Genomic DNA, 17,716 nt, shown 5'->3' with positions numbered 1-17,716 from the left:
AGCTTGCGCTACGGCTTGCTCGGGCGCAGCTCGACGCCGACGCCCTTGTTGACGAAGCGCAGCGTGTAGGATTTGCGGAAGTCGAGTTCGGGCTTCACGACGCCGGCCTTGACCATCTTGTTGAAGAAGGAGGTGTAGCGCTCGTCGCTCATCGCGCCGATGCCGTTCTTCAGGCTGTCGCCGGAATCGACGATGCCATGCTCCTTCATCTTGGCGACGGAATAAGCAAGCAGGTCGTCGGTCATTTCCGGATTGAGCTTCTTGATCATGGCATTGCCGGCGGAATTGTCGCGGTAGATGTAATTGTACCAGCCGATCATGGAGGCATCGACGAAACGCTGCACCAAATCGGGCTTCTTCTCGACGACGTCGCGGCGCGTCTCGATCAGGGTCGAATAGGTGTTGAAGCCGTAATCGGCGAGCAGCAGCACGTTGGGCTTGAAGCCGGCGGCCTTCTCCACCGCGAAGGGCTCGGAGGTGACATAGCCCTGCATCGCGCTCTTGGGATTGGCGATGAAGGGTTGCGGATTGAAATTATAGGGCCGCACGTTCTTCTCGTTGAAGCCGTATTCGGACTTCAGCCACTGGAAATAGCTGGTCATGCCCTCCTTGGAGACGAACAGCGTCAGCGGCTTGAGGTCCTCGATCTTGCTGATCTTGGCATCCGGCTGCGTCAACATCACCTGCGGATCTTTCTGGAAGGTCGCGGCGATGGTCACGACGGGGACGTTGTTGGCGACCGCGTCGAACGACATCAGCGTGTTCGCGGCCATGAAGAAATCGATCTTGCCGGCGATCAGCAGCATCCGGTTGTTCTCGTTGGGACCGCCGGGAACGATGGTGACGTCGAGCCCGTATTTCTTGTAGGTGCCGTCGGCGACCGCCTGGAAGAAGCCGCCATGCTCGGCCTCGGCGACCCAGTTGGTGCCGAAGGTGACCTTGTCCAGCGTCTCGGCACGCGCCTCGGCGCTGCAGACGAAAGCAGCCATCAAGCCCGCAATGAACGCTCTGCGCAGATGAAAGGGGGTCATAATGGCACTCCGTCGATCGCTTCTGGCCAATCGCTTCTGGCTCATGTGAACGCAACGCGATAAAACCGCATGACGTCAGGGGACGCGAGCCGGCCGGGCCCGCATCCCCTGATACCCCAAATTACGTGACAAATTCGGGCAATGAAACCTCCAAAGAAAACTCAATGATGCCATCCCGCGACTGGACCGAAATCCGCTGGGCCGAGACAACCCCTGCGGAATCGTCGCGCTGGATCGCGGTGCTGCCGCTGGCGGCGACCGAGCAGCACGGCCCGCATCTGCCGTTCGAGACCGACGTGCTGATCGCGAACGCCTATCTTGCGCGCGTGCGCGAGCTTCTGCCCGACAACGTTCCGGCCAGTTTTCTTCCCGTCGAACCGGTCGGGATTTCCACCGAGCATATCGACTATCCCGGCACGCAGACGCTGCCGACTGAAACCGCGCTGAAGCGATGGACCGGGATCGGCGAGGACGTCGCGCGTCGCGGCGTGAAGAAGCTCGTCATCATCACCAGCCATGGTGGCAACAGCGCGGCCATGATGCTGATCGCGCAGGATCTGCGCGCGCATCAGAAACTGTTCGTGGTGACGACGTCCTGGTCGCGGCTGTCAGGCGCCGACAAATTGTTCCCGGCCGACGAGGTGCGCCACGGCATCCACGGCGGCGCGGTCGAAACCTCGATCATGCTGGCGCGCTTTCCCGATCAGGTGCGCAAGGAGGCGATCGCGGATTTTCCGGCGAGCAGCATCGCGCTGGAGCAGCAATATCGCTGGCTGTCGACGCAGCGGCCGGCGCCCTTCGCCTGGCAGGCACAGGATCTCAACGCCAGCGGCGCCGTCGGCAATGCGACATTGGCCGTGGCCGCGAAGGGCGAGCAACTGATCGATCAAGGCGCTCGTGCTTTTTGCGAGCTCCTCAGCGAGGTCGATAACTTCGACGTGAACAGGCTCGCCAAAGGGCCGCTCGGCTAGCCGACATCCTATTGTAATCATTTACAAAAACTCATTTCTCCGGGAACGGATTTGCCGCATTCGAACCGGACAGTGGGAGCCTCCGTCAAACTGGGCACGCGGGCCACAACGGACCGCCTCAACCCCGGATGGAGTTTCACATGTCGATCAAGACCAAGATTGCCGCTCTCGCTCTCGCGACCCTCGCCGTCACCGGCAGCATCGTGTCCACCACCTCCTCGGCCGAAGCCAAGCAGCCCGGTTGGGTCTGGGGTGTCGGTGCCGGCATCGCCACCGCCGCCGTCGTCGGCTCCGCGATCGCCGCCAACAACGACCCCTATTACTACGGCTATCACCGCTGCGGCTGGGTCGCCCAGTACAACGCCTTCGGCCAGTACGTCGGCCGCGTTCGTAGCTGCTACTGATTTGAGTACCTGAGGCCGATCTTACGTGGATCCTGCGTCCGACACGGGCGCCTCATCCACCCCGTGTCGTGCCCCCGACCCCGCCCGGCTGTCCCCCCGGGCGGGGTCTTCTTTTTGCCGCCTGAACAACCCGGCAGCGGTCTGGCCCACCGCCCTTCCGATTGCACGTTCCGCGTGTCAGGATAGGATGGGTGGCTGGAGGGCGAGCGTGAATTGGCGGGTTTCAATTGGATCGATCCTGATTGCGATCCTGACATCGACGCAAGCATGTCCCGAGACGGCGCCGCAAGCGCGTACGACGCCCCCGGGCGACAGCCGGCCCGCCGTGGACCTCGAACTCGTCATCGCCATCGATACTTCCTACTCGATGGAAATAGATGACCTGGCAGCTCAACGCGGAGGCTTTGCCAAGGCCATCGTCTCGCGCGAATTTCTTCAAGCCTTGCGGGCCGGCCCGATCGGTAGGATCGCGCTGACCTATTTCGAATGGTCGGCCACGAACGACCAGAAGGTCATCGTCCCCTGGCGACAGATCGACGGACCGGAAGCGGCCGAGACCGTCGCAGATGAGCTCATGAAGGCACCGATCCTCCGCGGGTCGCGCACGTCGATTTCGAGCGCGATCAAATTCGCTATGCCGCTGTTCGAGCAGAATCCATACCGCGGCTCGCGCCGGATCATCGACATTTCGGGCGACGGTCCCAACAACGTCGGCGATCCTGTCGTCACAGCGCGCGACACGGCGTTGCAGAACGGCATCGTCATCACCGGCCTGCCGGTCTTGATCAATGCGACACCGAACGGGACGACGGACATCAGCCATATCGATCACATCGACTGGTACTACGAGGATTGCGTCATCGGCGGGCCAGACTCTTTTGTCGTGCCGATCACCGATCGCGAAGGTTTCAAGGAGGCGATCCGGACCAAGCTGGTGCTCGAGGTGGCGGGCCGCACGCCGAAAAAATCGGCCGCCCCCTCTGCCGACAAGGAGCCGCGCGTGTCCTGCATGATCGGCGAGAAGCTCTGGCAGGCGCGGTGGGATACGGTCAGCCCCGCGACCAAGGCGAACAGTCCAGCCGTCAACACGAGCAGTCCCCCCGACAAGGAGGACGCCTTGCTGAACAAGAAGATCAAGGGCGTCTGCCGCGGCTGCTAGGTGCTTGCGTTGGCCGGCCGACAGCCGCCATTCGGCCGCATCATCCATTTCAGCATCGGTCGGTCGGCGCCCGCCCGCCGGTTTCACGAATGTTTGCCGATGTTGCAGCCGCGTCACACAGCGGTGCGAACCATCCTCTGCGGCAATGCGCATCAGTTGCTATTGCGAATTAATCGCAATAAGGTCCACCACTCAGGTTCAGGAACTGGGGAAGAACCCGCGTCGAGCCGAGATCATCTCGGCGCAGGCACTTTAAGACCTGATGACAGGACCGCTGCGAATCGGCAGGGATATCGCGGCGGGTGGGACACATTCGCGTTTGGGGGCGTGCGTTTTGACGTTGAGAGGTCACCGTTACAGGTATTTGCGGACGGCCGCGGCGATTGCCTCGGGCGTGCTTTCTTTTCCCGCCGTGGGCCGTGCGGCCGATCTGCCGCTGAAGGCGCCGGCGCTGAGAGCTGTCTATGACTGGACCGGCCTCTATATCGGCGCGCATGCCGGCTACGGCCGCGGCTCATCGCACTTTGCGCTGAACGACGGCACAGGGATCAACGACAACGGCGTCTTCAGCGGCATGATCGGCGGCGTGCAGGCCGGCTACAATTACCGGCTCAATTCCGGCTGGCTGGTCGGCGTCGAAGGCGATTTCACGTTTCCCAACTACATCACGTCGAATTCGATCGTCTCCTTCCTGGCGACGCCCGGCAACACCGTCACCCAGCAATGGGACTACGCCGCCAGCCTGCGCGGCCGCGTCGGCTATACCAGCGGTCCGTGGCTCGTCTACGCCACCGGCGGCTTTGCCTGGATGGGCGAGCGCTATTTCGACGCGCCGGCCTCCGGCGCCGAAGTCCCGAAAATCCTGAACACGCGGCCGGGCTGGATCGCCGGTGCCGGCGTCGAATACGGCTTCGCGCCGCATTGGAGCGCACGGCTCGAATATCTCTACAGCCGCTTCGACGGCGCCAACGTCGCCTTCTCCACGGGGGCCCAATACAGCTCCACCTCGCTCGACTTCCAGCAGGTCAGGCTCGGCCTCAACCGCAAGGTCGATTGGCCGGGCATGCCCAGCTACAATCCGAAGAGCTCGCTGATCGACACCGAATCGGATCGCTGGGAGATTCACGGCCAGAGCACCTATCTGCCGCAAGGCTATCCCTCGTTCCCCGCGCTCTACACCGGGCCGAACTCGCTCACGCCGTCGCGGCAAGCCAAGGCGACCTGGAGCAACAGCCTGTTCCTGAACGCACGGCTGTGGGACGGCGGCGAGGTCTATTACAATCCCGAGCTGCTCCAGGGGTTTGGACTGAGCGACACCGTGGGCGCGGCCGGCTTCCCGAACGGCGAGGCGCAGAAGTCGAACTTCCCCTATCCGCATTACAACACCTCGCGCCTGTTCGTGCGACAGACCTTCGGCTTCGGCGGCGAGCAGGAAGAACTCGCCAGCGGCCAGTTGCAGCTAGGGCAAAAGGTCGACGTGTCCCGCCTCACCGTGCAGGCCGGCAAATTCGCGGTGGTCGACGTGTTCGACGGCAATGCCTACGCCAAGGACACGCGCAAGGATTTCATGAACTGGTCGCTGTGGGCGCCTGGCGCCTTCGACTATTCCGCCGACAAGGTCGGCCTCACCTACGGCGTCACCGCCGAGTTCAATCAGAAGCAATGGGCGCTGCGCGGCGGCTATTTCCTGATGGTCGCGGAGCCCAATGCAAATCATTTCGATACCAGGGCCGGAGAGCGCGGCCAGTACGTGATCGAGCTCGAGACGCGTTTCTCGCTGTTCGGGCAGCCCGGCAAGCTCAGGACCATGGGCTGGCTCGACAGCGCCAATATGGGCAGCTTCCGCGAGACGCTGAATAATCCCGCGCTCAACCTCGACATCGCGCAGACCCGGCGCGGCCGTATCAAGGTCGGCTATGTCGTCAACCTCGAGCAGGCGATCACCGAGGATGTCGGACTGTTCAGCCGCTGGAGCTGGAACGACGGCAAGAGCGAGACGATCGCTTTCACCGACATCAACCGCAGCCTGTCGGCTGGTCTTTCGATCAAGGGCACGAAATGGGGCCGGCCTGACGACGTGATCGGCGTCGGCGGCGCGATCAACGCGATTTCGCAGGACTACCGCGACTTCCTCGCCGCCGGCGGCCTCGGCGTGTTGATCGGCGACGGCGCGCTCAACTACCGCAAGGAGCGCATTCTCGAAACCTATTACGCCTATGCGCTGAACAAGAATCTGACGCTCACCGCCGACTACCAACTCATCGTCAACCCCGCCTACAATGCCGACCGCGGACCGGTGTCGGTGTTTTCGGGGAGGCTGCACGGCGAGTTCTGAGCGGCGGCGCGAGTGCGGCGAAATCAGGTGGTGGCCGTTTCACCTCTCCCGCTTGCGGGAGCTGACCTCCGTTATTGCAACTAGCCCTGATGCCACCACGCAGTCTAAGCCGCGCGGATCGCGTCCAGGAACTTGCCGACCTCGACCTTGAGACGGCTGCTCTCGCCGGACAGCGATCGCGCAGAGGTGAGCACGTTGGCGGAGGCTGATCCGGTCTGGCTCGCGCCGCGCTGCACGTCGACGATGCTGGCGGAAACCTGCTGGGTGCCGCGCGCGGCCTGCTGCACGTTGCGGGAAATCTCCCGTGTCGCTGCGCCCTGCTCCTCGACCGCCGCGGCGATTGCGGACGCAATCTCGGACATGCGGGAGATGGTGTCACTGATCGACCTGATGGCGCCGACGGAGTCCTCCGTCGCGGTCTGGATTCCCGTGATCTGCTGGCTGATCTCGCCGGTGGCCTTGGCGGTCTGCTCGGCCAGCGCCTTGACCTCGGAGGCGACCACCGCAAAGCCGCGCCCAGCCTCGCCGGCGCGCGCCGCCTCGATGGTGGCGTTGAGAGCCAGAAGGTTGGTCTGGCCCGCGATCTGGCTGATGAGCTCGACGACGTCGCCAATCCGCCCTGCAGCCTTGGCGAGCTCGCCGACATAATCGTTGGTCCGCCCCGCCTGCTGCACCGCCTCGCCGGCGATGCGCGCGGAATCCTGCACCTGCCGGCTGATCTCGTCGACCGACGAGGCCATCTCCTCGGCCGCCGCGGCAACGGTCTGCACGTTGGTGGAGGCCTGTTCGGAAGCGGCCGCGACGGTTGCGGTGACCTTTTCCGATTGATCGGCCGTGCTCGTCAGCGTTCCCGCGGACACTTCCAGCTCCGAGGAAGCCGACGACACCGTGTTGATCACGTCGCCGATCATGGCTTCGAAATCGCGCGCGATCTGGTCCATGCGCTGGCTGCGCCGCAGCTTCGCGTCGGCCTCGACCGCGGCCGCCTCGTCGGCGGCCTTCTTGGCGAGCAGTGAATCCTTGAAATGCTGCAGCGAACCCGCCACCTGGCCGATCTCGTCATTGCGGCCCGTCGCGGGGATCTCGACCTCGTGCTGTCCGGCAGCGAGCGTTCCGATCACGTCCGCGAGCCGGCTGAGCGGCGTCACCACGCGTCTGCGCAGCATCATGGTCACGGCACCGAGCGTCCCCAGCAGCGCCAGCACGGCGACACCGCCGAGCGCGAGCATCGCCAGCGCGCCATCGCGCGACGCCGAGGCGCGTTCGGAAGCTTCGGCCAAGGCGGCATCGCGCACGCCGTAGAACATCTGGATGGCCGGCACGATGACCTTCGCCAGTTCGTCGGCGTTGCTGCTGTACCTGCCGTCACTCCGGGCTGCGGGAATCTCCTTGTCGACGGCAGCCGCAGCTTTTCCAAAATACGATTCCGTTGCCGCCTTCAGCGCGGTCGCGATGCGGGAGGGATCTCCGAGTTGGTCGATGCCGGCCTCGATGCGCTCGCGGTCGGCCTCCACGCGGCCTTGCATGCGATCCATCAGCGACAATTCGCTCGCCGTGAGCGGGCGGCTCGCGGACAGCGCCGGGGACAGCGTGGCGGCTCGGCTGCCGGCCGCAACACGTAGATCCTGGGCCGTCCGTGCCAGGCTCAACAGCGCCGCGAGCGAGGAATCGGCGTTGATGACTTTCGCTTCGAGCCGGTTCATGACCGGTTCGATGTTGCCGATGACGTCGGCAACACCGGGGAGGAAGCCCTTTGTCGCGGCACTGTCGCGCGCCGCCAGGGGAACGCCCATCGCGCGATCGGCAGCGTTGGTGACCTCCTTCAGCCGCCGCGCGGCACGGTCGAGATTCTCCGCAATCGCGCCGCCGTCATCCAGCACCATGACGGCGCGTCTTGCGGCCTCGAAGCCCGCCTCGGCGGCTTTCGCAGCCTTCGTGGCAGCTTCGAGCTGTGCCGGTGTTGCGGCGCCTTCCTGGAAGATCGGACCGATATAGGGAGCGCGAAGGCTGGCGACATGCTGGCTGGCCATCAGCGTCGCACCAAAGGCATCGACGGTCTTGATCGCGTCGGAGCGGTTCGTGAAGATGCGCGTCTGGGTTATCAGCACCTCGGCGCCGAGGATGACTGCAAACACCGTCACCGTCAGCATCGACAGCGCGAAAAGCTTCCCGATCCGCATCCCTTGGTCCCCCGCATACATTTCTGCAATGTCGAAAACCTAGCCGGGCGGCCACTAAGAGCCCGTTAAGCAACGGCAGCCCCGTAGTTCCACGGGAACTCGCGCAAAGCATGTCGAGGCCAGCGGCCGCGCGGTTCCCTCGGGGGACAAACGCGGCAAAATTGCCGGCATTTCCTTGCCGAATACCTATATCAAAGCGTGGGCCGACCTATTCGGCCACACTCTTTTACCTCGGAACGTCAATGCTCTCGGTCGAACTCGTCATCGTCGTCGTCCTGATCGTCATCAACGGCCTCTTGTCCATGTCAGAGCTGGCCGTGGTCTCGTCCCGCCCGGCCCGGCTGTCGCTGCTCGCCGCCAAGGGCGTGCGCGGCGCCGAGCGGGCGCTGACGCTGGCAGCCGATCCCGGCAAGTTCCTCTCGACGGTGCAGATCGGCATCACGCTGGTCGGCGTGCTCTCCGGCGCGTTCTCCGGCGCGACGCTCGGACAGCGGCTGACGCAATGGCTGCTCGAGCTCGGTCTGTCCACGGGAATTGCCGACATCGTCGGCGTCGGCATCGTCGTGACGCTGATCACCTACGCCACCCTGATCGTCGGTGAGCTGGTGCCGAAACAGGTGGCGCTGCGCGACCCCGAAAGCATCGCGGTCAGGGTCGCGCCCGCCATGCACGTGCTTGCGAAGGTCTCGCTGCCGCTGGTCTTTCTGCTCGATCTCTCGGGCAGGCTGATCCTCACGCTGCTCGGCCGCGGCGGCAAGGCCGAGGAGAAGGTCTCGGAGGACGAGATCCACCACCTCGTCAGCGAGGCCGAGAGCGCGGGCGTGCTCGAGCCCGGTGAGAGGGAGATGATCGCCGGCGTGATGCGGCTCGGCGACCGGCCGGTCGGCGCGGTGATGACGCCGCGCACGGAGGTCGACGAGATCGACCTCAACGACGATCCGGCGGCCATTCGGGAGATCATCGCCAAGAGCCCGCATTCGCGCTTTCCCGTCTCCGACGGGGACCGCGACAAACCGATCGGCGTGCTCCAGGCCAAGGACCTGCTGATCGCCTATATGAACGAACGCAACCCGGACCTGCGCGCGCTGGTGCGCGAGGCGCCCGGCATTCCGGCGTCGGCAGACGCGCGCGACGTGCTGACCATCCTGAAAGCCGCGCCGGTCCACGTCGGTTTCGTCTACGACGAATATGGCGGCTTCGAAGGCATGGTGACGGCCGCCGACATCCTCGAATCGATCGTCGGCGCCTTCCATTCGGAGGCCGGACCGCCGGAGCCCGCCTTTGTCAGGCGCGCCGACGATTCGCTGCTGATCTCCGGCTGGATGCCGGTCGACGAATTCGGCGAATTGCTCGGCGTCGAATTGCCGCCGCACCGCTACAACACGGTGGCGGGCCTGGTGCTGCAACAGTTCAACGTGCTGCCTGATACCGGCGATGCCTTCGATTTCGGCGGCTGGCACATCGAGGTGGTCGATCTCGACGGGCGAAGGATCGACAAGATCCTCGCGAGCCGGTTGAGTGAGGTCGAGACGGGGTGAAATTGAGCGATAGCCCGCGCCCGCTCATGGTCACCCGAACCTCACGCCGATCCGCTTCTCCTTGCGCCAGATCACGGTGCACGACAGGTGCGTTCCGTCGGCTTGGACGAACAGGGTGAAATGCTCGGGGATGCCGACCGGGCTGGTGACGTCGAGCGCGGCGCCGGTATCGGACAGGTTGCGGACGGTGCAGTCGATCGCGCCGCCGCCGAACTCGATCGTTCCGGCCTTCAGCACGCGATGTCTTGCCTTGTCGCGCCGTTCGTCCATGGGCACAATATACACCCAAAGTTGAACAAAATCCTAGATGCCAGCTGCGCTCGCGGCGAATGTGCGCGGGCCGGGCAGGTCTCGCCGCGGGCCGAACGATGCCTTACAGCGCCGGCTGGAACGTTTCCGCCTGAGCCATCCGCCAGGCGTCGCGGAAACGTGGGTCTTCGGTGCCTTCGAGCAGCTCGCCAGGGCGCAGCGCCGGATAGAGCTGCGCAAAGGATCTCACATCGGTGGTCGAGGTGCGCTGGGTGAAGTGAATCGGGCGCAGCTGCTGCGGATGCTCGAGGCCCGCCGCGGCGATCAGCTCGGTCAGCGAATGCAGGGTGGCGTGGTGATAATTGTGCACGCGGTCGATCTTGAGCGGCACGTAAAGCGCGCGCGCGCGCGTCGGGTCCTGCGTCGCCACCCCGGTCGGGCAGCGGTCGGTGTGGCAGCTCAGCGACTGGATGCAGCCGAGCGAGAACATGAAGCCGCGCGCCGAGTTGCAATAGTCGGCGCCGATCGCCATCGCACGCGCCATGTCGAAGGCGGTCGCGATCTTGCCGGACGCTCCGATCTTGATGCGGTCGCGCGCGTTGATGCCGATCAGCGCGTTGTGGACAAAATTGACGCCCTCGCGCATCGGCATGCCCAGATGATCCATGAATTCCAGCGGCGCCGCGCCGGTGCCGCCTTCATTGCCGTCAATGACGATGAAATCAGGATAGATGCCGGTCTGAAGCATCGCCTTGCAGATCGCCAGGAATTCCCAGGGATGGCCGACGCACAGCTTGAAGCCGGCCGGCTTGCCGCCGGACAGGCGGCGCATCTCGGCGATGAACTGCATCATGCCGGCCGGGGTGGAGAAGGCGCGATGCGAGGCCGGCGAGATGCAGTCCTCGCCCATCGCGACGCCGCGGATCTTGGAGATCTCCTCCGAGACCTTTGCCGCCGGCAGCACGCCGCCGTGGCCGGGCTTGGCGCCCTGGCTGACCTTGAGCTCGACCATCTTGATCTGGTCGTCACCGGCAACGCGCGCGAACGCTTCGGGATCGAAGGTGCCGTCGGGATGTCGGCAGCCGAAATAGCCGGAGCCGATCTCCCAGATGATGTCGCCGCCCATCTCGCGATGATAGGGGCTGACACCACCCTCGCCGGTGTCGTGCGCAAAACCGCCCTTCCTGGCGCCGGCATTGAGCGCACGCACTGCGTTGGGGCTGAGCGCGCCAAAGCTCATCGCGGAAATGTTGAACACCGAAGCCGAATAGGGCTTCTTGCAGTCGGGACCGCCGATGCTGATGCGGAATTTCTCCGCGGCATGCGCCTTCGGCGAAACCGAGTGATGCATCCACTCGTAGCCCTGGCGGTAGACGTCCTCCTGGGTGCCGAAAGGACGCTTGTCGAGCTCCATCTTGGCGCGCTGATAGACCACTGCGCGGGTGTCGCGCGAGAACGGCATGCCGTCCTTCTCGCTCTCGAAAAAATACTGCCGCATCTCCGGGCGGATCTCTTCGAGCAGGAAGCGGATATGCGCCGAAATCGGATAGTTGCGCAGCACCGCGTGGCTCTTTTGCAGGAGATCGCGGACGCCGAGCAGCGTCAGCGCGCCGAAGATCAGGATCGGCACCAGCAGGATGTCGAAGATCTTGCGGTCGGCGATGCCGATGCCGATCAGGAGCGCGGTGACGACCGCGCAGATCGTCAGCACGATGTAGCGCGGCGAGAATGGCAGCAGCAGGGTCTCCATGATCCCCTCCTCCGCCAGCGGCAGGCGTTTGGGGGATGAGTGTCGGGAGGAGTCCTGCGTCTTGGTGTCGTCGGCCACGATTCCCATCCTCTCGCCAGCATGAGGCGGTACGATACGCCCTCGCCTGTCATACGGATATGACGCGGCCCTTGTTTCAGGCTAGCGAATTCGGCCGAGATAAATCAATCAGCCGAGAGGATAGGCTTTTGCAGTGCAGCAGAGGGGATGGAAACGGGGACTGGTGGAGGCAACAGTCGCCACCACAACTGAGCTGTCGTCCCGGGCAAGCGTCAGCGCAGACCCGGGATCCATAACCACAGGGGTCGATGGTGAAAAAAGCCGTCACTCCGAGTCTTCGCATAACCGCGGCTGGTGGGTATGGGTCCCGGATCGGCGCGCGCTTAGGCGCGCTTGTCCGGGACGACACCGGAGTGGATCGCTAAGTGTTCGGCAAGACGGCGACCAGAGCTTACCGCTCGACGAACGCCTTCTCGATCACGAAATGGCCGGGCTTGTTGCCGCTGCCTTCGATGAAGTCGCGGCCTTCGAACATCACCTTCAGCTCTTCGAGCATCCCCGGGCTGCCGCACATCATGATGCGGTCGGTGGCGATGTCGAGGGGCGATTGCCCGATATCGTTGAAGATCTGCTCGGAGTTGATGAGGTCGGTGATGCGGCCGCGATTCCTGAACGGCTCGCGGGTCACGGTCGGGTAGTAGATCAGCTTGTCCGCGAGCAGCTCGCCGAACAGCTCGTCCTCGCGCAAGGAAGCGACCAGCCTCTCGCCATAGGCGAGCTCGGAGACCTGGCGGCAGCCGTGCACCAGCACGATGGACTCGAACTGCTCATAGACCTCGGGGTCCTTGATCAGGCTCGCGAACGGCGCGAGGCCCGTTCCGGTCGAGAGCAGCATCAGCCGCTTGCCGGGAAGGAGGTTATCGGTGATCAGCGTGCCGGTCGCCTTGCGGCCGACCAGGATGGTGTCGCCTTCCTTGATCTTCTGCAGACGCGAGGTCAGCGGGCCGTCCTGAACCTTGATCGAGAAGAACTCGAGCTCTTCCTCGTGGTTGGCGCTTGCCATGCTGTAGGCGCGCAGCAGCGGACGGCCGTCGATCTCGAGGCCGATCATCGCGAACTGGCCGTTCTGGAAGCGGAAGCCGGTATCGCGCGTGGCGCGGAAGCTGAACAACGTGTCGGTCCAGTGCTGGACGGAAAGAACCTTCTCTCGGTAAAACGCGCTCATGATTTTCGATATTCCGAATAATTGCGGTTTTAGGGCAAAAGCGTTGCCCGGCCCTGAAACGGGGCGGACACCATTGCCATGGCGGAGGATTTCGCGTGTGTGATCTACGCCATTGAGACCAATAATCAACCTCGTTCCGGATGCAATTGATGCCGGTCAAACCGGCATTTGCGGCGGAATTGGCCATATTGTTAATGAATCTGCTGCCGGGCGCGCGCCGCGGGCAATTTCTTTTCCCTGCAGCGTTCGAATGCAGCACTTAATTTCCATCGCGCTCGCGAGAATTTCATTAAGAATAGCTCTGACTTTCACCCCGGTTCGGCGCCGTTTCCCGCATTTTTGCGGCTTTTGGCGCCAGGAACGTCTGAAACGCGACAGAAACACATGGCGGCAAGCGACGAGCGAATCTTCGTCCAGGCGATCAGGCGCTATTGCGCGGACCATGGCATCGCGGTCGATGTCCGTGCCGATGGCTGGCTGGTCGCGATGCGCCGGGGCGATGAGCGGCGCTTTGCCTTCGGCTACGACATCGGCCTCAACAGCGCCATCCCCCATCGCCTCGCCAACGACAAATCGGCGACATCAGAGGCGCTGGCGTTGGCGGGCGTTCCCTGCATTCCCCATCACCTCTTCCTCAACCCAAGGCTGGGCGTGCACGTCGCCGGTGCCGATTGGCGCCAGCAGATGCTCGCGCTGCTCGGTCAGAATCCGCAAGGCGTGGTGGTGAAGCCGAACGAGGGGACATCGGGACGCTCGGTGTTCAAGGTGGCGACGGCGGCCGAACTCGACCACGCGGCTGGCGAGGTTTTCTCAATGAGCGCCGGGCTCGTGATCTCGCCCTATGTCGCGATCGAGGACGAGGTCCGTGTGGTGCTGCTCGGAGATGAACCCCTCGTCGTCTACAGCAAGCAGCGTGGCACGGATTGGCGGCACAATCTCGATGCCGGAGCAAAGCCGGTGCTGCTGGAGGATGGCGACGTTCGCACCGCCTGCGCAAAGCTGGCGAGCGATGCCGCGCGCGCCATCGGCATTGTCTTTGCGTCGATCGACGTGGTTCGCGTGAATGGCGAGTGGAGCGTGCTCGAGATCAATTCCGGCGTGATGATGGAAGCGCTCGGCAAGCTGCATCCGCAACTCGTGCAAGCGGCGTATGACGCGGCGCTGGACCGGGTGTTTGGGCAGAGATAGCAGCCGCGAGCTCGCTGCACCCTCTCCCCTTGTGGGAGAGGGTGGCTCACCGCGTAGCGGTGAGACGGGTGAGGGGTCTCTCTCCGCGAGTGAAACTTCTGCGTCTGAATTTGCGGAGCTAACCCCTCATCCGGCGCTTCGCGCCACCTTCTCCCACAAGGGGAGAAGGGAAGGCATCGAGCCTGCGGCGCGACACGAACGCTAATTATTCGCGCTCGCCGAATCGTCCATCGCCCTGAACGCCTCTTCCAACTGCAGCGAGATCGGCACGTTCAGACGTTCGCCGGTGGGAAGCCTTGCGGTGAACCATTTGTTGTAGAGCGGGACCAGATCGCGGTTGGAGCCGAGCTTGCGGAAGGCACGTTCGACCACGGCGGAGAGCTGCGGCTCGCCCTTCCTGAACATGATGCCGTAGGGGTCATAGGACAAATAGTCCCCGACCACGCAAAAATATTCCTGCGCCTTGTGGCGCGCGATCAGGCCGTAGAGCAGGATGTCGTCGGTCGCGAATGCATCAGCCTTGCCGTCGTTCACCATCTGAAACGACTGCTCGTGATCCAGCGCGGTCACGATGTTGAGGCCGAGCGAGAGCTTCTTGTCGACGGCGTGTATCGCCTGCTCGTTCGTCGTACCCTTGGTCACCACGACGGTCCTGCCCTTCAGGTCCGCGATACCGGAAATTGCCGCTCCCTTCGGCACCATCAGCTTGGTGCCGGCGACGAACATCAGGGGCGAGAAGGCGACGCGCTTGCCGCGCTCGGCATTGGCGGTGGTCGAGCCGCATTCCAGGTCGATCTTGTTCTGCAGCACGGCGTCGATGCGGTCGTCCGAGGTGACCTTGACGTAATCGATCTTCAGATTGGGATCGTCGACCTCGATGCCGATCTCCTCGACGATGGCCTCGCAGAGCTCGAGGCTGTAGCCGATCGGACGGCCCGACTGGTCGAGGAAGGAGAACGGCGGCGAGCTCTCGCGATAGCCGAGCCGCACCGTGTGCGCTTTCTTGACGGCCGCCAGCGTCGGGCTGAGCCCCTCGCCGCCGGTCTGCGCGCGAGCCGAGGTCGCGAACAAGGAGGTCGCGAGCAACGATGCCGCGAGCAACAACCCGCCTGAGGTCAGTGACCTCGCCAGTGTCTGGCGCATGGTTCGCTCCTACCCATGGCTGGCCATCGCGGGCACTTCGCCCGGCACCATATCCTCGGGCACGACGTCGCCGGGTCCGAGCTCGTGCTCGGGCCCTAGCTCGCCTTCCCATTTGGCTACGACCGAGGTCGCGAGCGTGTTGCCGATCACGTTGGTGGCGCTGCGGCCCATGTCGAGGAAGGTATCGATGCCCATGATCATCAACAGGCCCGCCTCGGGAATGTTGAACTGCGCCAGCGTCGAGGCGATCACCACGAGCGAGGCGCGCGGCACGCCGGCGACGCCTTTCGAGGTGATCATCAGCGTCGCCAGCATCGCGAGCTGGGTGCCGAGCGGCATGTCGATGTGGTAGCTCTGCGCGATGAAGACGGCCGCGAAGGTGCAGTACATCATCGTGCCGTCGAGATTGAAGGAATAGCCGAGCGGCAGCACGAAGCTCGAGATCCGCGACGAGGCGCCGAAGCGGTTGAGCGCCTCGAGCGTCTTCGGATAGGCCGCCTCCGAGCTCGCGGTCGAGAACGCGATCATCAGCGGCTCGCGGACCAGCTTCAAGAGATGGCTGTAGCGCGGGCCGATCACGATGAAGCCGACGATGACCAGGATGGTCCACAGGATCGCCAGCGAGAGATAGAAGCCTCCCATGAACACGACGAGCTTCCACAGCACCGCAAGGCCATTCTTGGCGACGGTTGCGGTGATCGCGGCCCACACCGCGAGCGGCGCGAACAGCATCACGTAGCTCGTCACCTTCAGCATGATGTGGCCGACGTCGTCGATCATCGCGAGGATCGGCTTCGAACGTTCGGGCATGGAGCCCATCGCCACCGAGAAGAACACCGCGAAGATCACGATCTGGAGGATCTCGTTCTGCGCCATCGCGTCCGCGATCGAGGTCGGGATCAGATGCGTGAGGAATTTCTCGATCGAGAAGGCCGACACCGGCAGGCCGGTCGATTGCCCCGCCTGGGGCAGCGTGCCCGGGAAGTTCGCACCGGGCTGCAGCAGATTCACCATCACGAGGCCGAGCAGCAGCGAGACGAAGGAGGCGCTGATGAACCAGCCCATGGTCTTGGCGAAGATGCGGCCGAGCTTGGAGCCCGAGCCCATATGCGCGATGCCGCCGACCAGGGTCGCGAACACCAGCGGCGCGATGATCATCTTGATCAGGCGCAGGAACATCATGGCGATCAGGTTGATCGAGGACGCCCAGTCGGCGCGCGTGTCGGGCAGGAAGTTGTAGATTGCCGATCCCATGATGATGCCGAGCACCATCGCGGCCAGAATGTATTGCGTGAACCTGTTCGACATCGCTTACCCCCCACGTACACCGGCGCTTCATGATGTCGCAGTTATCACAACGACGCAACACGCTTTGCGTGTGATCGCGTTTTCAGGATGTTCCCGTTGTGAAATGGAACGCCGCGATCTAGCCTTCATGCAGCGCACAACGCATGCGGCCTGCACGTTTTGTTTGCTGCGGCTGCATCAATAATCGTCAAGACAATCAAAGAGGGAAACGCCATGAGCGGCAACATCAATCACCAGGTTCTGCTGGTCGAAAAACCCAGCAGCAAGCTCGGCCCCGAACATTTCAAGATGGTGGAGAGCACAGTGCCGGAGCCGAAGGACGGCGAAGCCTTGCTGCGTGTGCGATACATTTCGCTCGACGCCGCCAACCGCGCCTGGATGCACGGCGCGACCTATCGCTCCGCGGTCGAGGCCAACAGCGTGATGGCTGGCGGCGCCATTGCCGAGGTCGTCAGCTCGAAGGCCGAGGGGCTTGCGGCGGGCGACATCGTGTTCGGTGACACCGGCTGGCAGGAATTTGCCGCGGTGCCGGCAAAGCATCTCACCAAGATGCCGAAGCTCGAGCCGATGACGCACCTGCTCAGCGTGTTCGGCATCGCCGGCCTCACCGCCTATTTCGGCCTGCTCGAGATCGGCAAGCCCAAAGAGGGTGAGACCGTCGTGGTCTCCGCGGCCGCGGGCTCGGTCGGCTCGATCGTCGGGCAGATCGCCAAGATCAAAGGATGCCGCGTGATCGGCATTGCCGGCGGCGCGGACAAGTGCAGCTGGCTGACCTCCGAGCTCGGCTTCGATGCCGCCGTCGACTACAAGGACGGCGCGGTCTTCAAGGCGCTACGCGCAGCTGCACCCAAGGGCATCGACGTCTATTTCGACAATGTCGGCGGCGACATTCTGGAAGCCTGCCTGCCGCAGATGAACAATTATGGCCGCATCGCCTGTTGCGGCGCGATCTCGCAATATGACGGCGCGCCCTCCGCGCACGGCCCGCGCGGCGTGCCCGGGCTGATCGTGGTGAAGCGGCTGGTCATGCAAGGTTTCATCGTGATGGATTACATGAAGGAGAGCCAGCGCGCGCTCGCCGAGCTCCAGGGCTGGGTCAAATCCGGCAAGCTGAAGGTGCAGGAGGACATCATCGATGGCCTCAAGAACACGCCGAAGGCGCTGATCGGATTGCTCGCGGGCGAGAACCGCGGCAAGCGCATGGTCAGGCTCTGACG

The 17,716-nt window shown here is 63.8% G+C and carries 14 protein-coding genes; 7 read left to right on the top strand and 7 right to left on the bottom strand.

What is annotated here, in order from left to right; translation table 11 throughout:
* Nucleotides 1-8 precede the first annotated feature (8 nt).
* The gene (locus GGD61_RS35565; protein WP_183232081.1) at nt 9-1,031 is read right to left on the bottom strand and encodes an ABC transporter substrate-binding protein; all 1,023 of its coding nucleotides are present in this window, start codon (nt 1,029-1,031) and stop codon (nt 9-11) included.
* Between the two features lie 164 nt (nt 1,032-1,195).
* Between GGD61_RS35565 and GGD61_RS35560 the strand changes: the two genes are divergently transcribed.
* From GGD61_RS35560 to GGD61_RS35545, 4 genes are all read left to right on the top strand, one after another.
* The gene (locus GGD61_RS35560; RefSeq protein ID WP_092261249.1) at nt 1,196-2,002 is read left to right on the top strand and encodes a creatininase family protein; all 807 of its coding nucleotides are present in this window, start codon (nt 1,196-1,198) and stop codon (nt 2,000-2,002) included.
* A gap of 140 nt (nt 2,003-2,142) precedes the next feature.
* Entirely contained in the window at nt 2,143-2,406 is a 264-nt protein-coding gene (locus tag GGD61_RS35555) for a hypothetical protein (protein WP_028143817.1), read from the top strand.
* Between the two features lie 208 nt (nt 2,407-2,614).
* Nucleotides 2,615-3,565: a DUF1194 domain-containing protein gene (locus tag GGD61_RS35550; protein WP_312012782.1), complete on the top strand. Its 951-nt coding sequence runs from the start codon at nt 2,615-2,617 to the stop codon at nt 3,563-3,565.
* 364 nt (nt 3,566-3,929) lie between these two features.
* Complete coding sequence (locus GGD61_RS35545) at nt 3,930-5,900, top strand: carbohydrate porin (protein ID WP_183232092.1); 1,971 nt, start codon at nt 3,930-3,932, stop codon at nt 5,898-5,900.
* 104 nt (nt 5,901-6,004) lie between these two features.
* Here the strand turns inward: GGD61_RS35545 and GGD61_RS35540 are convergent, their stop codons facing one another.
* On the bottom strand, nt 6,005-8,080 hold the full coding sequence (locus tag GGD61_RS35540; RefSeq protein ID WP_092261252.1) for a methyl-accepting chemotaxis protein: 2,076 nt from the start codon (nt 8,078-8,080) through the stop codon (nt 6,005-6,007).
* Nucleotides 8,081-8,322: 242 nt separating this feature from the next.
* Here GGD61_RS35540 and GGD61_RS35535 point away from each other — a divergent pair, with 242 nt between their 5' ends.
* Nucleotides 8,323-9,618, top strand: a complete 1,296-nt coding sequence (locus GGD61_RS35535) for a hemolysin family protein (RefSeq protein WP_092261253.1) — start codon at nt 8,323-8,325, stop codon at nt 9,616-9,618.
* 30 nt (nt 9,619-9,648) lie between these two features.
* Here GGD61_RS35535 and GGD61_RS35530 read toward each other — a convergent pair whose 3' ends face one another.
* The 3 genes from GGD61_RS35530 to GGD61_RS35520 all read right to left on the bottom strand — a co-directional run bounded on the left by GGD61_RS35530 (nt 9,649) and on the right by GGD61_RS35520 (nt 12,860).
* Complete coding sequence (locus GGD61_RS35530) at nt 9,649-9,888, bottom strand: PilZ domain-containing protein (protein ID WP_018316424.1); 240 nt, start codon at nt 9,886-9,888, stop codon at nt 9,649-9,651.
* A gap of 103 nt (nt 9,889-9,991) precedes the next feature.
* A complete protein-coding gene (locus GGD61_RS35525; RefSeq protein ID WP_177237365.1) occupies nt 9,992-11,704 on the bottom strand; it encodes an FMN-binding glutamate synthase family protein in 1,713 nt (570 codons plus the stop codon).
* 382 nt (nt 11,705-12,086) lie between these two features.
* Nucleotides 12,087-12,860: a ferredoxin--NADP reductase gene (locus tag GGD61_RS35520; protein WP_092261254.1), complete on the bottom strand. Its 774-nt coding sequence runs from the start codon at nt 12,858-12,860 to the stop codon at nt 12,087-12,089.
* A gap of 384 nt (nt 12,861-13,244) precedes the next feature.
* Between GGD61_RS35520 and GGD61_RS35515 the strand changes: the two genes are divergently transcribed.
* On the top strand, nt 13,245-14,048 hold the full coding sequence (locus tag GGD61_RS35515; protein ID WP_092261255.1) for a RimK family alpha-L-glutamate ligase: 804 nt from the start codon (nt 13,245-13,247) through the stop codon (nt 14,046-14,048).
* 201 nt (nt 14,049-14,249) lie between these two features.
* Here GGD61_RS35515 and GGD61_RS35510 read toward each other — a convergent pair whose 3' ends face one another.
* Together GGD61_RS35510 and GGD61_RS35505 are read right to left on the bottom strand one after the other, a co-directional pair.
* On the bottom strand, nt 14,250-15,191 hold the full coding sequence (locus GGD61_RS35510; protein WP_183232079.1) for an amino acid ABC transporter substrate-binding protein: 942 nt from the start codon (nt 15,189-15,191) through the stop codon (nt 14,250-14,252).
* Between the two features lie 9 nt (nt 15,192-15,200).
* Nucleotides 15,201-16,499 carry a dicarboxylate/amino acid:cation symporter gene (locus tag GGD61_RS35505; RefSeq protein WP_092261257.1) on the bottom strand — a complete coding sequence of 433 codons (1,299 nt, stop codon included), beginning with the start codon at nt 16,497-16,499 and terminating at the stop codon, nt 15,201-15,203.
* 213 nt (nt 16,500-16,712) lie between these two features.
* Here GGD61_RS35505 and GGD61_RS35500 point away from each other — a divergent pair, with 213 nt between their 5' ends.
* Nucleotides 16,713-17,714 (top strand): NADP-dependent oxidoreductase, encoded by a 1,002-nt coding sequence (locus GGD61_RS35500; protein ID WP_092261258.1) that lies wholly within the window; start codon nt 16,713-16,715, stop codon nt 17,712-17,714.
* The last annotated feature ends 2 nt before the right edge of the window (nt 17,715-17,716 follow it).

Origin of the sequence: Bradyrhizobium sp. SBR1B, from assembly GCF_014198205.1 — a bacterium.
In the GTDB taxonomy this organism is placed as follows: domain Bacteria; phylum Pseudomonadota; class Alphaproteobacteria; order Rhizobiales; family Xanthobacteraceae; genus Bradyrhizobium.
Note: the sequence above shows the minus strand (reverse complement) of the source record. Positions and strands in the feature narration are given on the sequence as shown.

Bases quoted from the DNA above. Each gene is read 5' to 3' on its own strand.
- GGD61_RS35535 (WP_092261253.1), top strand. From the start codon at position 8,323: ATGCTCTCGGTCGAACTCGTCATCGTCGTCGTCCTGATCGTCATCAAC.
- GGD61_RS35520 (WP_092261254.1), bottom strand. From the start codon at position 12,860: ATGAGCGCGTTTTACCGAGAGAAGGTTCTTTCCGTCCAGCACTGGACC.
- GGD61_RS35565 (WP_183232081.1), bottom strand. From the start codon at position 1,031: ATGACCCCCTTTCATCTGCGCAGAGCGTTCATTGCGGGCTTGATGGCT.
- GGD61_RS35530 (WP_018316424.1), bottom strand. From the start codon at position 9,888: ATGGACGAACGGCGCGACAAGGCAAGACATCGCGTGCTGAAGGCCGGA.
- GGD61_RS35540 (WP_092261252.1), bottom strand. From the start codon at position 8,080: ATGCGGATCGGGAAGCTTTTCGCGCTGTCGATGCTGACGGTGACGGTG.
- GGD61_RS35510 (WP_183232079.1), bottom strand. From the start codon at position 15,191: ATGCGCCAGACACTGGCGAGGTCACTGACCTCAGGCGGGTTGTTGCTC.
- GGD61_RS35555 (WP_028143817.1), top strand. From the start codon at position 2,143: ATGTCGATCAAGACCAAGATTGCCGCTCTCGCTCTCGCGACCCTCGCC.
- GGD61_RS35515 (WP_092261255.1), top strand. From the start codon at position 13,245: ATGGCGGCAAGCGACGAGCGAATCTTCGTCCAGGCGATCAGGCGCTAT.
- GGD61_RS35525 (WP_177237365.1), bottom strand. From the start codon at position 11,704: ATGGGAATCGTGGCCGACGACACCAAGACGCAGGACTCCTCCCGACAC.
- GGD61_RS35505 (WP_092261257.1), bottom strand. From the start codon at position 16,499: ATGTCGAACAGGTTCACGCAATACATTCTGGCCGCGATGGTGCTCGGC.
- GGD61_RS35500 (WP_092261258.1), top strand. From the start codon at position 16,713: ATGAGCGGCAACATCAATCACCAGGTTCTGCTGGTCGAAAAACCCAGC.
- GGD61_RS35560 (WP_092261249.1), top strand. From the start codon at position 1,196: ATGATGCCATCCCGCGACTGGACCGAAATCCGCTGGGCCGAGACAACC.